The sequence below is a fragment of the Kitasatospora sp. NPDC057936 genome (assembly GCF_042887525.1).
Lineage (GTDB): Bacteria > Actinomycetota > Actinomycetes > Streptomycetales > Streptomycetaceae > Kitasatospora.
On the sequence record NZ_JBHVPD010000027.1, the window covers coordinates 13,621 to 26,993 of the forward strand.

Consider the following 13,373-nt stretch of genomic DNA (forward strand, 5'->3'; position numbering starts at 1 on the left):
CCTGGCGTCGAGCCCCTCGGTTCGCCGGACCGGACGGGTCGGGCACGACTCACCCCCGACGTCGCCCGGGAACCACATCGGGATGCGGCACCCACGACTCGGCGCCGACCTTCGGCCACGCAGCCACCCCGGCCTCGCCCGGGCCTCGCGCCGCCCACCCGGACACCGCTTCGCCACCCACCCGACCACCTCCGCCTCACGTCAGTGGCGCCAGGACCGCCTCCGCCGAGGCCGTGCGGGCGTACAGCACCGAGCGGCCCGCGCGGTGGGCGCTCACCAGGTGGGCGTCGCGGAGGGCCGTCAGGTACTGCGAGACGGCCGCGGGCGACAGGCCCGTACGCCGGGCGAGGTCGGTGGTCGACGCCGGGGCGTCCAGTTCGACGAGCAGGAGCGCGCGGGAACGGCCGAGGACGGCGGCGAGGGCCGCGTTCGGCGCGGCGGGCCGGGCGGCCCACAAGCTGCCGATGCCGCGCGCCGGGTACGCGAGCTGCGGCGGGTCCGGCGGCGCGACCCGCATCAGCGGGCCCGGTCCGGTGAAGGCCGAGGGGATCAGCAGGAGGCCCGCCCCGGACGTCCGGCGGTCCAGCGGCTTCGGGCGGCGCTCCAGCCGGAGCGTGTCCCGCGACCAGCGGACCTCGGCGTGCAGGTCGTTGAGCACCCGCGCCGCACCGTGCTCGGCCACCTGCCGGGCGCGGTGCAGGACGTCCGCGTCCAGCGCGGCGCGGACGCGCGCCCAGTACGGCGCGAGCGCGACCTTCCAGTACGCCTCGAACGCCTCCGTGAGCCGCGCGAGGCCGGCCGGCGGGTCGGCGTACAGGGCGCGCAGCCGGGGGCCGAGGCCGTCGCCGTACTCCCGCAACCGGTCGAGGTCGCGCCGTACCCGCTCGGCCGGCGTGGCCCGGATCGCGGCCAGTTCCTCCGCGAGCGTGGGCGCCGGGCCGGCCGGGGCGGGGTTGACGAAGTCCGGCACGTATCCCGCGGGCGGCACGATCTCGGTGAGCCAGCCGCGCGACGGCCCGACGGCGGCGAGCCGGGGCCGCACCTGCTCGACCCACGGACGGTGCACCGGGTGGGCCCGGCCGGACGCGAGCAGGCGAAGGCTCGGCCCGAGCTCCCACATCGGCGAGACGGCGAAGCGCATGCTCGCCAGATCCCCCACCGTGAACGACAGTTCCGTCTCCACGGCCATGCGCGTCCTCCCGTACCCGTCCATCGGATTCGTACATTCCCGAATCATTGGCGATCAGGCTAGCCCGGATTCGATCATGTCGACCATGACTCCCCACATGACGCCCGACACCTCGCCGACCACCGTGCACGCCTCCGCCGCCGGCACCTGGACCCTCGGCGACCGCGCCGTCCACCGGATCGGCTTCGGCGCCATGCGCCTCCCCCAGACCGGCCCCGCCCTCACCCCGCACGCCGTCCCGCGCGACCGCGACCAGGCCGTCGCCGTCCTGCGCCGCGCCGTCGAACTCGGCGTCAACCACATCGACACCGCCGCCTTCTACTTCTCCCCGCTGCGCTCCGCCAACGAGCTCATCAACCGCGCCCTCGCGCCCTACCCCGACGACCTCGTGATCGCCACCAAGGTCGGCCCCGCCCGCGCCCTCGACGGCACGTGGGCCGAACACGCCCGCACCCCCGAGGCCCTGCGCGCCCAGGTGGAGGAGAACCTCCGCCAGCTCGGCCGCGACCACCTCGACCTGGTGAACCTGCGCGTCCTCGGCACCGACTCCATCGCCGAACGCTTCGGCGCCCTCGCCGAGTTGCGCCGGGCCGGACTCATCCGCCACCTCGGCCTCTCCAACATCCACCCGCACCACCTGGCCGAGGCCCGGGAGATCGCCCCCGTCGTGTGCGTCCAGAACCCGTACGGCATCGGCGCCGCCCCCGCACAGGACGAGGTGCTGCGCCTCTGCACCGAGCAGGGCATCGCCTTCGTCCCGTTCTACGCCATCGCCGGCACCGGCCGCGAGCACGGCACCGGCGCGAGCACCGGCGAGCCGCCGCAGGTGGAGGCCGTGGCGAGGGCCCACGGCGCGAGCACCGCCCAGGTCCGCCTGGCCTGGACCCTCCACCGCGCCCCCAACGTCCTGGCCATCCCCGGCACCGGCGACCTCACCCACCTCACCGAGAACATCGCCGCCGGCACCCTGCACCTGACCCCCGACGACCTCACCCTCCTGAACACCGCCCACCAGGCCTGACACCACCTGAGAAGTCGCCCCACCCGACTTCCCGTGCACACTCTCGGCCCGACAACTCACCCACACGGGAAGTCGAACGAGTCGACTTTCTGCGCACCCCGGCCCCCGGCCCCCGGCGAGCGCCCCGCGTGGAAGGTCGCCCCCGCACCCAACATCAGAAGTCGACCCGCCCGACTTCCTGCGCACCGCCAACAGCTGAACACGCACGGGCGCCTCGCGCAGAAAGTCGACCCGCCCGACTTCCTGCGCACACCTCCGAGCCAACGCCACAGCCGCGCAAGGAATCGGGGGCCACGGTCCCGCACCCGCCACATCCCAGAAGCCGGAAGGACACCGCGCAGGGTCGGCGCGTGCGACTTCCCACGCGCGGAACACCCCACCGTCCAACACCAGAAGTCGGCCCGCTCGACTTCCTACGCACGCGCCTGGCCCAACGCCACATCCGCGCAAGGAGTCGGGTGAGGCGACTTCCTACACGCTCGCAGCAGCCCGGAGTCCGTAAGGACACCGCCGGGGAAGTCGACCCCTCCGACTTCCCCGGCGCACGACCAGCGGATGAACGCCCAGGGGGCGCCTTGCAGAGGAAGTCGGCCTGCCCGACTCCTGCGTGAGGGGATGCGCGCGGCGGCCTGGTGGGTCGCCTCCGCCTCGTGCGGAACCGGGTGGGTGGGGTGGGACGTCGGTTCGGGGGAGTTGATCACTGTGCCCAGGAGGCCCTGCATGGCTGGAAACGCTGCCCGTTACCTCTACCTCGTCCGGCACGGGGAGGCGCTGCCGGACGAGAGCGGGCTCTCGGAGGTCGGGCGGCGTCAGGCTGCGCTGCTCGGGCGGCGGTTGGCGGGGCGGCCGATCTCTGCCGTGCACCACGGACCGCTGGCCCGCGCCGCGCAGACGGCCGGGCTGATCGCCGAGCACCTGCCCGCGGCCACCGCCCGGGCCTGCGACGCGGCGGGCGACTACGTTCCCTACGTCCCCGGGCGGGCGGAGTTGCCCGCCGAGAGTGCCGACCTCTTCCTCCGCTTCGTCGCGCGTTCCGAGCCCCAGGAGTCGGGGCCCGAGCTGGCGCGGCAGGCCGTGGCGGCGTTCACCGGGCCCGTTCCCGGGGACGAGGAGCGGCACGAGCTCGTCGTCACGCACAACTTCCTCATCGCCTGGCTCGTGCGCCATGCCCTCGATGCGCCGCCGTGGCGTTGGCTCGGACTCAACCATGCCCATGCCTCGCTGACCGTCATCCGGTACGCCCCCGGGCGGCCGCCCTCGCCGCTGCTGGTCAACGACCTCGGCCACCTGCCCGAGGATCTTCGCTGGACCGGCTTTCCGGCCGGGTACGGGGTGTGAGCCGCGCGACCCGACGCCCTCCCGTTGGCAAAATATATAGACCGGTCTATTCTCTTCCCCATGGGAGCCAAGGGTGAGGAAACCCGCGCCCGGCTGATCGCCGGCGCGCGGGCGCTGATCGAGGCACAGGGGTACTTCGGCAGCGGCGTCAACCAGATCGTCGCCGAGAGCGGCGCGCCGCGCGGTTCGCTGTACTTCCACTTCCCCGAGGGCAAGGACCAGTTGGTCGCCGCCGCCCTCGTCCAGGCCGGGCGGGAGGTCGAGGACCTGCTCAGGTCGCTCGCCGCCGAGGGCGTCGACGCCGGCGCGCTCACCCGGCGCCTGACCGAGGTCTTCGCCGACCGCCTGGAACGCTCCGGCTATGCCAAGGGCTGCCCGATCGCCACCGTCGCACTGGAGGTCGCGGGCACCAACGAGCCGCTGCGCGCGGTCTGTTCGGCGGTGTACGAGAGCTGGCAGCGGGTCCTCGCCGAGCGGCTGGAGGCCGGTCGGTTCGGACCCGCCGAGGCCTGGACCGCCGCCGGGCAGGCGCTCGCCCTGATGGAGGGCGCGGTGCTGCTCGCGTCGGTCCGGCGCAGCCGGGAACCGCTCGACCACGCCCAGCACGCCGTGCAGTACCTCATCGGCGCCAAGGGCTGATTCCGCGGGCCTCGCCGCTCGTGAGCTCCCGTGCTCCCGCATGCCCAGAAAATATACAGACCGGTCTACAGAGAATGGACGTCCCGCCGTGCCACTCCCCACCACCTTCGTCCTCGGCGCCACCGGCTTCATCGGGCGCTGGCTGGTCCTCGAACTCCTCACCCGCGGCGAACCCGTCGCCGTCGCCGTCCGCGGCGGCACCGGCAGCCCGCGCGACACCGCCCTCCGCTCGTGGCTGCGCGCCCACGGCACCGTCGACACCACCCTCACCACCGTCGCCGCCGACCTCACGGACCCCGGCCTCGGCCTCTCCCCCGAGGACGACGCCCGCCTCGCCGCGATCCGCGACGTCCACAACCTCGCCGCCCGCTACGAGTTCGGCCTCACCCGCGCCGAGGCCCAGCCCGCCAACGTCGACGGTGCCCTGCACGCGCTCCGGTGGTCCGCGACCCGCCCCCACCTGCGCCGCCACGTCCACCTCTCCGGCTACCGCGTCGGTCGCGACCCCCGGCCCCGGTACCCGCTCACGCCCCGCGAGACCGCCGCCCTCTACTCCCGGCTCGGCGCCTACGAAGCCTCGAAGCAACTCGGCGACGCAGCAGTGCGCGTCACGGCCGACCGGCTGGGCATCCCCGTCACGACCGTCAACCCGAGCAGCGCCATCGGGCACTCGGCCACCGGCGAGGCCGGGCAGTACCTCGGGCTCGCCCACCTCGTCCGGCAGCTCCACCGCGGCCGCCTCCCCCTGCTCCCCGGGACGCGACGGACCTTCGTCCCGGTGGTCACGGTCGACCACCTGGCCCGCTTCCTCGCCGCCGTCCCCGCCCACGACCGGGCGCCCGCGCCGGCCCACACCGTCCTCGACCCCGAGACCCCGGCCCTCCCGGACCTCATCGCCCTCCTCGCCGCCCACCTCGGCGTCCGCCCACCGCGCGGCCTCATCCCCGTCCCCGTGGTCCGCGCCCTCCCCCGGGCCCTCACCGGCGCGGACCCCGAGACCCTCACCTTCCTCTCCGAGGACCGCTACGACACCACGTCCGCCGACGAGTTGGCCGCCGCCACCGGCCTCGCCCACCCACCCGTCCGGGCCGCCCTCCGCACCTGGGCCACCCGCCTGGTGACCGACGGCTTCGGAGCCGACCCCGGAGCCGACCCCGGAGCCGCCGAGTAGAGCACCCACAGCCGGACAACCGGGTACGGTCGCCCCGTGAGCGCCGAATACAGCGAACTGGGCCTGCCTCCGACGGATCTCGCGCACGCCGCACTGCGCCGCGCGAAGACCCTGCTCCCGGCGGCGATCTTCAACCACAGCCTGCGCACCTACCTCTACGGACGCCTCCTCGGCGAGCGGCGCGGCCTGCGGCCGGACCGCGACTACGACGACGAACTCCTCTTCCTGGGCAGCGTCCTGCACGACTGCGGGCTCAGCGACGAGGGCGACGGCGACCAGCGGTTCGAGCTGGACGGCGCCGACCTGGCCGTCCGCTTCCTGGCGGAGCAGGGCGTGCCGCCGGACCGGACGGACGTCGTGTGGGACGCGGTCGCGCTGCACCTGGACCGTGAGGTCGCCCTGCGGAAGCGGCCGGAGATCGCGCTGGTCGCGCTCGGGGCGGGCTTCGACCTGGGCGGCGGGCCGGCCGCCCTTCCGGACGGCTACGCGGACCACGTCCACCAGGCGCTGCCCCGGCTGCGCGCGGCGGCGGTCCTCCACGACCGCATCGTCGGCCAGGCGCTGGAGAAGCCGCACAAGGCGCCGCCCTTCACGATGGCCGGCGAGCTCGTGCGCCAGGCGACGGGACGGACCTGGCCGGCATGGGAGCAGCTTGCGCGATCGTCGGGCTGGAACGACTACGACGAAACCGCCCCTGCGTAGGAAGTCTGCGTAGGAAGTCGGACCCGCCGACTTCCTACGCAGAGCCTCGCGAGGTTGTCCCGGCGGCCGTTCTTCACGAAGTGCCAGCGGGCCTGACAGCCGATCGCCAAGCTGTACACCGTGAATGGAGCTACCAGCAGCACAGTCCTCGCCCTGATCGGTGTCCTCCTGGGGACCACCGGGACGCTCGTGGGGCAGCACCTGGCGACACGCGCCGAAGCGCGACGGGACCGACAACACCGCACGGACGCGGAGCGGGCCGAACGCAAGGAGGCGATCCTGGGCTTCCTCGCCGCGGCGCAGCAGGTCGAGTTGGTGCTGGATCGCCGGAGCCTCGGCCTGCCGGCTTCGGAGGACCCCGAGGACCAGAAGCTGCACGACCTGTGGCTGACCAAGAAGGCCGTCGAGCTGGTCTGCTCGCACACGGCGAGTCAGGCCGCACACGAGTACACCACGGCCCTCCACGAACACCTGCGGAACAGCGTGTCGCCCGAACGGCCCGCCAAGCGCGATTGCCGGCACGCATTCGTGGAATCGGCCCGAGCGGAGCTGGGGGGCGGGCCGTCGGGAATTCTCCGCTGACGCCCGCACCGACCGGGAACACGGCGCCCGGAGGCACCGGATGCACTGCGGGTAGGCGTGGTACGGGCGTCAGGGTTTCGGGGCGTCAGAACTCCGGGGGTGTCAAGGCGTCAGCCCGCCGCCTCGAAGGCCAGGATCGTCCACCCCACCCCCGGGCGACCGTGCAGATCGGTGCGGCTGATGCGGTGGATGGGGTGCAGGCCGTTGGCGGCGGCCTGGGCGACCGTCTCCTCCGGCGGGACGTCGAACATCCGACGGCCGGGCGGTACCAGGCCGTGGCGCAGCGACAGGATCATCCGGCCGCCGGGGGCGACCAGGCGGGCCAGTGAGGCCATCGCGGGCGGGCGTTCGGCGGGGGCGAGGTGCATCCAGACGGCCGTCAGGAGGACGAGGCCGAAGCGTTCCGCGCCGAGCGAGGGCAGCTCCGGGAGGGCGTCGGAGATCCATCTGACGCCGGAGTCCCGGTGCAAGTCCTCGCCGATGTACCGGAGTTCGGGTGTCGGTTCGGCGGCGACCACCGAGTGGCCGAGGGCGGCGAGGGCCGCCGCGTCGCGCCCGGTGCCGGCGCCGACGTCGAGGACGGCGGCGGGCGGCGCAGGGAAGAGGTGGAGCATCTCGCGGTGCACCTCGGCGAAGGTGACGCTCTCGTACTGGAGGGCCAGCGCCTGCGCCTCGGCGCCGTAACCCGCCGTGCCGGACGGCCCGTTCACAACGCCCCCCGCATGATCACCGCATCGCCGGCCGCCGCCGCGTCCGCGAAGAAGTCCCGCAGCTCCCGCAGGTCGGCGACGACCTCGGCGGCGAGGGTCTCGGACCACGGGGTCGCGAAGCCGAGCGCGACGACGGTCCGCGCGAGCACCGGGTCCTGCTGGCGGACCAGCTCGCCGAGGGCCGAGCCCCGCAGGAACACCGAGGCGGCGGCGACCTGTTCGGGGCGCAGCACGAGCACGTCGGGCTCCCCCGCCGGGCGCGGTGCGCCGCCGTGGAGGGGCAGGCGGGCCGCCGGGTCGGGGTGCAGGCCGTTCTCGGTGAGGGCGAGCGCCATCAGCCGCGCGGTGCGCCGTACGGCCAGGGCGAGCCCGGCGGCCGTCAGCTCGGCGAAGCCCGCGTCGTACCGGGAGGGGACGAGCGCGCCGAGTTCGGTCGGCGAGCTGGTGTCCACGGCCTGCCCGGGCAGGCGCCGCCAGAAGTGGTCGCTCACCCGAACAGCCTAGCGCCGCCGGATCATGCCGGGCGGGAGGGCACGGGCGCGAGGGCTCCGGACGCGAGGGCTCCGGACGCGGTCAGGCCTCCCCCGCGTGCCAGGCGGGCCACTCCCACGGGCGGTCGGCCCAGTGGACGCGCGCGGGGTCGTGGGGGTCGACGTCGGGGAACAGCTGGTGGATCCGGGGCTCGAACTCCTCGGGGGCCAGCGGCTCCCAGCCGTGGCCCTCGAAGTGGACCAGCCGGTAGCGGCTGTCGGTGCGGAACTCCGCGACATCGACCAGGTGGCCGGACGTGCTGTTGGTCTCCATGCCCCCAATATGTGGCGCGATGGCAATCCGCGCCCGTCCGGAACCCTCTTCCGGGTCATGTCCGGGTTTCGGCGCGCCCGTTGGGCCCGGTGGCTCGTTGAGCACGAAGCACACCACGAACCGGGGGTACCGGACGCAGGAGGACATCGACATGACAGGGCAGCCCAGCGGCGGGCAGTGGCAGTGGCCGCAGCAGGCCTGGCAGCCACCGCCGGTTCCCGCCCCGCCGCCGACCGGGCCCGCCTACACGTCCGTCCCCCCGCCACCGCCCGACGTGCCACCACCGGCGGCGCCCGCCCCGAAGCGCTCGCGGAGGACGTGGGCGGCCGCGGCGCTGGGGACGGTGGCGCTGATGGCGGCCGTCCTGGCGATGTGCGGGCCGGGGGCGGGCGACGAGGTGTCCGTGGTGGCCGTGCCGCAGGCGGCCTCGCCGTCCCCGTCCGTCCCGGCGGCGCCGCACCTGCTGCCGGTCCCGCCGCGCCCGGTGACGCCGGCGCCGTCCCCGCTGCCGGCGCCGACCCCCGCGGGCGGCGAGTCGGCGAACGCGGGCAGCGTCGCACCCATGGCGGAGGAGGAGCCGACGGCGACGGAACACGCCTCGGGCCCGCACCCGAAGTCGAGCCGCGCCCCGCACACGACGCCCCACCCGACCTCCGCCCCGGCGGCGTCCTCCGCCGGACGGGCCGGCCCGCCGGGGAAACCCCCGGCCCTGGGCCCGGGCTCCCTCTGCGACCAGGCCGAACGCATCGGCCGCTGGTCCGCCGACTCGGAACAGGCCCGCCTCTGCCGGAGCATCTACGGCTAGCCGGCCGGTTCGAAGGGGGTCGGTGGTGTGCGGCGGGGAGGCCCGAAGCCACGAGGTGATGCGGGGCTTGGCCCGTCTCGCGGCCGTATTCCCAGGTGGGGACTCGACGGCCCGTCCGGTCGGCCGGTGGTGCACCCGGCGGTCCCGTTCGGCGACGATCGCCCCCGGGCCGGCCCCGCCTGCGCCCTGCCCGGGCGGGGCCGGCTCACCCCTCGACGCACGTCGCGCCCTGGCCGTCAGGCCGGGCCCAGCAGTGCCCTGTCCAGCCGCGGTGCCAGCACACGCGCCAGCGTGTCGGTGATGTGGCCGGTGTCGCGGTACAGGACCACGCCCTCAAGGACCGCCGGGCAGTCGGGGCCGCTGCCCGGGCAGAGGAGCGGGCTGACGTCCACCACGCGGACGCCGTACCGCGCCGCCAGGCCGCCGTCGAGCATCGGGTCGGGCTCGAAGGCGGTCGCCCGGGGGAAGAAGCAGGCGTCGGAGCGGCCGTCGGAGGCGGCGAGGCAGGTGGGGACGTCCTTGCCGGCCATCGGGGTGTCGCCGAGGTAGGCGAGGGGCGCACCGGTGGCGGCGAGGCGGTCGAGGGTGCGGGTCCAGCCTCGGGCGCGTTCGTCCTGGCTGCCGTAGCGGTTGAGGCCGGCCATGAGGATCAGGCGTGGCCTGGGTCCGGCGGCGAGCCGGGTGAGGGTGTTCTCGCGCCAGCGGTCGCACTCGTCGAACGTCCGGCCGAGGACGTCGTTGCGCACCGTGAGGGTGGCCAGCGGGCAGCCGGGTTTGACGAGGACCTCCAGGGCCCAGTGCCGTTGTTCGGCGATGGCGATGCCGGCCGAGATCCACTGTCCGGCGTGCGAGTCGCCGAGCAGGACGACGCGGTCGGGGCTGTTCTCGTCGCCGAACAGGCAGCGCGGGCTGGTGTCGGCGTTGAGCGGGATCTCGCAGCCCTTGCCGGGCGGGAAGTCGGCCCGGGCGCGCGCGAGCGACGGCGTGAGCCCGGTGACGCGCGTGCCGGGGGCGAGGAGGCCGGGCCCGTCGACGGCGCCGGCCGGGGCGACGGCCGGCGTGTCGGCGGTGCCGAGGGCGCGGACGGTGCCGCCGCCGAGGGTGAGGCCGGCGATCAGCGGGATGACGAGCGCGCTGGCGCCGACGGCGAGGCCTCGGCGCGGGGCCGGGCTGCTGCCGTACCGCAGGGGCTGTTCGACGAGCCGCAGGGTGAGCCAGGCGGGCAGGGCGGCGGCTGCGACGAGGGCGAGCTGGACGGGCCAGGACAGCGTGCCGTACCGGGCCTGGGCGATGGTCAGCACCGGCCAGTGCCACAGGTACCACGCGTACGAGAGGCGCCCGGCGGCGCGCAGCGGGCGGGTGCCGAGGAGCCGTCCGGCGTCCGGCGCACCGCCCGGGCCGGCGAGGAGGACGGCGGCGGTGCCGAGGACGGGCAGGAGTGCGGCGGTGCCGGGGAAGGGCGTGGTGTGGTCGTACAGGAGGACCGGCGCGACGACCGCCGCGAGGCCGCCCCACCCGACGATCCGCCGTGCCCACCCACCGCGGCCGAGCACCCCGCCGAGCAGCGCCGCCAGCGCCCCCGCCGTGAACTCCCAGAGCCGGCCGACGGTGGAGAAGTACGCGAGCGGCGCCGACGTCTGCGTCCACTGGATGCACAGCACCAGCGAGGCGGCACCGACGCCCGCCGTCACGAGGAGGGTGGCGGCGGTGCGGCGGCGGCCGTGGAGGTGGCGGGCGAGGCCGAGCAGCAGGACGCCCCACAAGAGGTAGAACTGGTTCTCGACGCCGAGCGACCAGAAGTGCTGGAGCGGGCTCGGGTCGCGCCCGGCGGCGAGGTAGTCGGTCTGCTGCCCGACGAACCGCCAGTTGGCGTACTGCCCGGCGGCGGCGATCAGGTCACGGGCGAGGTCGGTGCCGCGCAGCGGGTCGAGCAGGACGCCGCCCGCGACGGCGGTGGCGACGAGCACGACGGCGGCGGCGGGCAGGATGCGGCGGGCGCGGCGGGCGAGGAAGTCGACGAGGCCGGGCGGACGGCCGGACGAACCGCCGGACGAACTGCCGGTCAGCAGGCCGGTGATGAGGAATCCGGAGATGACGAAGAAGACGTCGACGCCGACGTAGCCGCCGGTGAGGCCGGGCACGGCGGCGTGGTAGGCGAGGACGGACAGGACGGCGACGCCGCGCAGGCCCTCGACGTCGGGACGGAAGGCGGCACGCTTGCGCGGCGCGCCGGCATCGGGAACGGGAACGGCTGCGGGAACGGGAACGGCTGCGGGAACGACGGGCCGCTCGACCCGGACGACGCCGGGGAGCAGGGACGCAGAGTCGGAGGCGGTGTCGGAGTCGGATGAGGTCGGCGGTTCGGCGCTCGCCGGTGGTACGGCCGTCGGCACGGCGGGGCTCCTTGCTGGGCAGGCAGCGGGGATCGGGGGCCGCCTGGCCGATGGGGCGGCCGGGCGGCGGGTCCGCGCCGGTGGGGCGACGCGCAAGGAAGGGAAGAGCTCGTAGGACTCGTAAGGGGGGCGCGGGTCAGAAGACCAGCGGGTCGGCCCAGCCGGACGCCAGCAGGCCGCAGAGCAGCAGCACGGCGGTGACGGCGACGGCCTCGGCCCGGCCGAAGCCCGGGTCGGTGCGGCGCCGCGCGGGCGGGGCGACGTCGGCGACGGCGGCTCCGTTGCCGCCGCGCAGCAGGGGACACAGGGCCCTGATGAGCGGGACGATCGTGTACGCGGTGAGCGCGAGGAGCGCGGTGAGCGCCCAGTACGGCCGCCAGCCGTGTTCGGCGACGGCGCGGCCGAGTCCGGCGGCGCCCGCGAGGACGACGAGCCCGAGCCAGCCGACGCCGATCCGGGCGACGGTCCGGGCGAGCGAGCCGCCGCGCGACACGGCGCCGGTGGGCACCCAGTCGGCGCTGCGGCGGCGCAGCGCGTGCGCGATGGCGACCACGTGGCAGAGCCCGCCGAGGAGTTGGACGCGGGTGACCTCGAAGCGCCAGCGGGTGCGGGACATCGCGGGCAGCAGGACGAGGGCGACCCAGATCGGCGGCAGGAAGGGCAGGACCTGCCAGGGCCGGATGTCGTCCGGGGCGAAGAACAGCATGATCAGGGCGGGCAGCGGAACGGCGAAGACGTTCACCGCGCTCGTCACGTAGCCGAGGATGCCGTTCCAGAAGCAGAGCCGGGCGGAGCGGGGCAGCGGTCCCCGGCGGAAGTCCGGGTCGCGGACGAGGGCCAGGGAGCCGAGGCACCAGCGGTACTGCTGGCTGATGAAGGCGGGCAGGCCGGTGGGCGACATGCCCTTGGCGACCAGGGCCGGCACGTACCGGGTGGTCCACCCGGCGCGGGCGAGCGAGAGGCCGGTGTAGAGGTCCTCGCTGTGGTCGGTCTCGGCGAAGCCGCCGACGCGCATCAGCGCGGCGCGGCGGTAGAGGGCGTTGGTGCCGCAGCAGACGGTGCCGTCCTGCGCGTCCCGGGAGGGCTGGATCCAGCGGTAGAAGATCTCCTGGGTGGCTCCGGCGGCGCGTTCGAGCCAGGACATGTCGGCGTCCGTGTCGAAGCACTGCGGGCTCTGCACGATGCCGACCTCGGGGGTGTCGAGGTAGGGCACCAGGTGGTGCAGGAAGTCGGGGCGCGGGCAGAAGTCGGCGTCGAGGACGGCGATGATCTCGCCGTCGCCCTCGGCGAGGCCGTGGTTGAGGTTGCCGGCCTTCTTGAATCGGCCGCGGTCGGGCCGGGCGCGGTAGCGGAAGCCGTAGGACTCGGCGAGTTCGCGCACCTCGGGGCGGGCGGCGTCGTCGAGGACGAGGACGGTGAGTTCGCCGGGCCAGTGGACGGCGGCGGTGTGCCGGTAGGCGTTGTCGAGGACGGCCAGCGGCTCTCCGGCGGTGGGCAGCAGCAGGTCGACGCCGGGGTGCCGGGCGGGCCGCCAGGCGCGGATCAGCAGGTCGTGCGAGTCGCGCGTGTAGCGGCGGGCGCGCTGGCCGTCGGTGAGCGAGAGCAGCCAGGTGGCCGCGTTGAGGACGGTGAGGAGCAGGAAGGGCCAGAGCAGCGGCCGGCTCAGGGCGAACAGACCGAGGGTGGCGGTGGCTCCGGCGTAGGAGAGCGTCGCGCACAGCGGCACCCAGCGGCGTTGCGGGCCGAAGTACCAGTAGAGCTCGTCGTCGCCGGGCGGGGCGGGCAGTCGGTGGTCATCAGGGCGGTCGGGGTCGTCGGGCCGGCCCGGATCGGGTGTCCGGCGCGGGCCGGTGTCGGGTGCGGGCATGGCGGTGCCATGGAGTACGGGCATGCGGAATTGGCCCCCTGGGAGTGGGACGGAACGTCGGCCGTTCGAGCCCAGGGTCTCACATTGGCCTAGACCAATCATGAACGAGGTATGACATCTCCGCATCGGTGCTGGTCAGCGACTTTGACGGC

The 13,373-nt window shown here is 74.9% G+C and carries 13 protein-coding genes; 7 read left to right on the top strand and 6 right to left on the bottom strand.

Annotation, left to right across the window (positions count from 1 at the left end):
* Positions 1-196: 196 nt before the first annotated feature.
* Positions 197-1,189, bottom strand: coding sequence for a DUF5937 family protein (locus ACFVU9_RS16805; protein WP_387593954.1), 993 nt, complete (start codon positions 1,187-1,189; stop codon positions 197-199).
* Positions 1,190-1,274: 85 nt separating this feature from the next.
* Between ACFVU9_RS16805 and ACFVU9_RS16810 the strand changes: the two genes are divergently transcribed.
* The 6 genes from ACFVU9_RS16810 to ACFVU9_RS16835 all read left to right on the top strand — a co-directional run bounded on the left by ACFVU9_RS16810 (position 1,275) and on the right by ACFVU9_RS16835 (position 6,642).
* Positions 1,275-2,210, top strand: coding sequence for an oxidoreductase (locus ACFVU9_RS16810; protein ID WP_380447301.1), 936 nt, complete (start codon positions 1,275-1,277; stop codon positions 2,208-2,210).
* A 720-nt stretch (positions 2,211-2,930) separates the two neighbouring features.
* Positions 2,931-3,548, top strand: coding sequence for a histidine phosphatase family protein (locus tag ACFVU9_RS16815; RefSeq protein ID WP_387593956.1), 618 nt, complete (start codon positions 2,931-2,933; stop codon positions 3,546-3,548).
* 60 nt (positions 3,549-3,608) lie between these two features.
* Positions 3,609-4,187 (top strand): TetR/AcrR family transcriptional regulator, encoded by a 579-nt coding sequence (locus ACFVU9_RS16820; RefSeq protein ID WP_380447297.1) that lies wholly within the window; start codon positions 3,609-3,611, stop codon positions 4,185-4,187.
* An 88-nt stretch (positions 4,188-4,275) separates the two neighbouring features.
* Positions 4,276-5,358 (top strand): SDR family oxidoreductase, encoded by a 1,083-nt coding sequence (locus ACFVU9_RS16825; RefSeq protein ID WP_387593958.1) that lies wholly within the window; start codon positions 4,276-4,278, stop codon positions 5,356-5,358.
* Between the two features lie 36 nt (positions 5,359-5,394).
* Positions 5,395-6,060 carry an HD domain-containing protein gene (locus tag ACFVU9_RS16830; protein WP_387593960.1) on the top strand — a complete coding sequence of 222 codons (666 nt, stop codon included), beginning with the start codon at positions 5,395-5,397 and terminating at the stop codon, positions 6,058-6,060.
* Between the two features lie 120 nt (positions 6,061-6,180).
* Entirely contained in the window at positions 6,181-6,642 is a 462-nt protein-coding gene (locus tag ACFVU9_RS16835; RefSeq protein WP_380447291.1) for a hypothetical protein, read from the top strand.
* Positions 6,643-6,752: 110 nt separating this feature from the next.
* Here the strand turns inward: ACFVU9_RS16835 and ACFVU9_RS16840 are convergent, their stop codons facing one another.
* From ACFVU9_RS16840 to ACFVU9_RS16850, 3 genes are all read right to left on the bottom strand, one after another.
* On the bottom strand, positions 6,753-7,352 hold the full coding sequence (locus ACFVU9_RS16840; RefSeq protein ID WP_387593962.1) for a class I SAM-dependent methyltransferase: 600 nt from the start codon (positions 7,350-7,352) through the stop codon (positions 6,753-6,755).
* Positions 7,349-7,843 carry a hypothetical protein gene (locus ACFVU9_RS16845; RefSeq protein ID WP_380444117.1) on the bottom strand — a complete coding sequence of 165 codons (495 nt, stop codon included), beginning with the start codon at positions 7,841-7,843 and terminating at the stop codon, positions 7,349-7,351. Before ACFVU9_RS16845 ends, ACFVU9_RS16840 begins: the two co-directional genes overlap by 4 nt.
* An 82-nt stretch (positions 7,844-7,925) precedes the next feature.
* On the bottom strand, positions 7,926-8,156 hold the full coding sequence (locus ACFVU9_RS16850) for a hypothetical protein (RefSeq protein WP_380444115.1): 231 nt from the start codon (positions 8,154-8,156) through the stop codon (positions 7,926-7,928).
* Positions 8,157-8,307: 151 nt separating this feature from the next.
* On the opposite strand from ACFVU9_RS16850, the gene ACFVU9_RS16855 reads away from it, so the two are divergent.
* Positions 8,308-8,961, top strand: a complete 654-nt coding sequence (locus tag ACFVU9_RS16855) for a hypothetical protein (RefSeq protein ID WP_380502640.1) — start codon at positions 8,308-8,310, stop codon at positions 8,959-8,961.
* 236 nt (positions 8,962-9,197) lie between these two features.
* Here ACFVU9_RS16855 and ACFVU9_RS16860 read toward each other — a convergent pair whose 3' ends face one another.
* Together ACFVU9_RS16860 and ACFVU9_RS16865 are read right to left on the bottom strand one after the other, a co-directional pair.
* On the bottom strand, positions 9,198-11,354 hold the full coding sequence (locus ACFVU9_RS16860) for an acyltransferase family protein (RefSeq protein WP_380502643.1): 2,157 nt from the start codon (positions 11,352-11,354) through the stop codon (positions 9,198-9,200).
* Positions 11,355-11,490: 136 nt separating this feature from the next.
* A complete protein-coding gene (locus tag ACFVU9_RS16865) occupies positions 11,491-13,245 on the bottom strand; it encodes a glycosyltransferase family 2 protein (RefSeq protein WP_380502645.1) in 1,755 nt (584 codons plus the stop codon).
* Positions 13,246-13,373 lie beyond the last annotated feature (128 nt).

What these genes read in the sequence shown, in the direction of transcription:
- ACFVU9_RS16805 (WP_387593954.1), bottom strand. Translation starts at nt 1,189, where the DNA reads ATGGCCGTGGAGACGGAACTGTCGTTCACGGTGGGGGATCTGGCGAGC.
- ACFVU9_RS16820 (WP_380447297.1), top strand. Translation starts at nt 3,609, where the DNA reads ATGGGAGCCAAGGGTGAGGAAACCCGCGCCCGGCTGATCGCCGGCGCG.
- ACFVU9_RS16855 (WP_380502640.1), top strand. Translation starts at nt 8,308, where the DNA reads ATGACAGGGCAGCCCAGCGGCGGGCAGTGGCAGTGGCCGCAGCAGGCC.
- ACFVU9_RS16850 (WP_380444115.1), bottom strand. Translation starts at nt 8,156, where the DNA reads ATGGAGACCAACAGCACGTCCGGCCACCTGGTCGATGTCGCGGAGTTC.
- ACFVU9_RS16865 (WP_380502645.1), bottom strand. Translation starts at nt 13,245, where the DNA reads ATGCCCGTACTCCATGGCACCGCCATGCCCGCACCCGACACCGGCCCG.
- ACFVU9_RS16815 (WP_387593956.1), top strand. Translation starts at nt 2,931, where the DNA reads ATGGCTGGAAACGCTGCCCGTTACCTCTACCTCGTCCGGCACGGGGAG.
- ACFVU9_RS16810 (WP_380447301.1), top strand. Translation starts at nt 1,275, where the DNA reads ATGACTCCCCACATGACGCCCGACACCTCGCCGACCACCGTGCACGCC.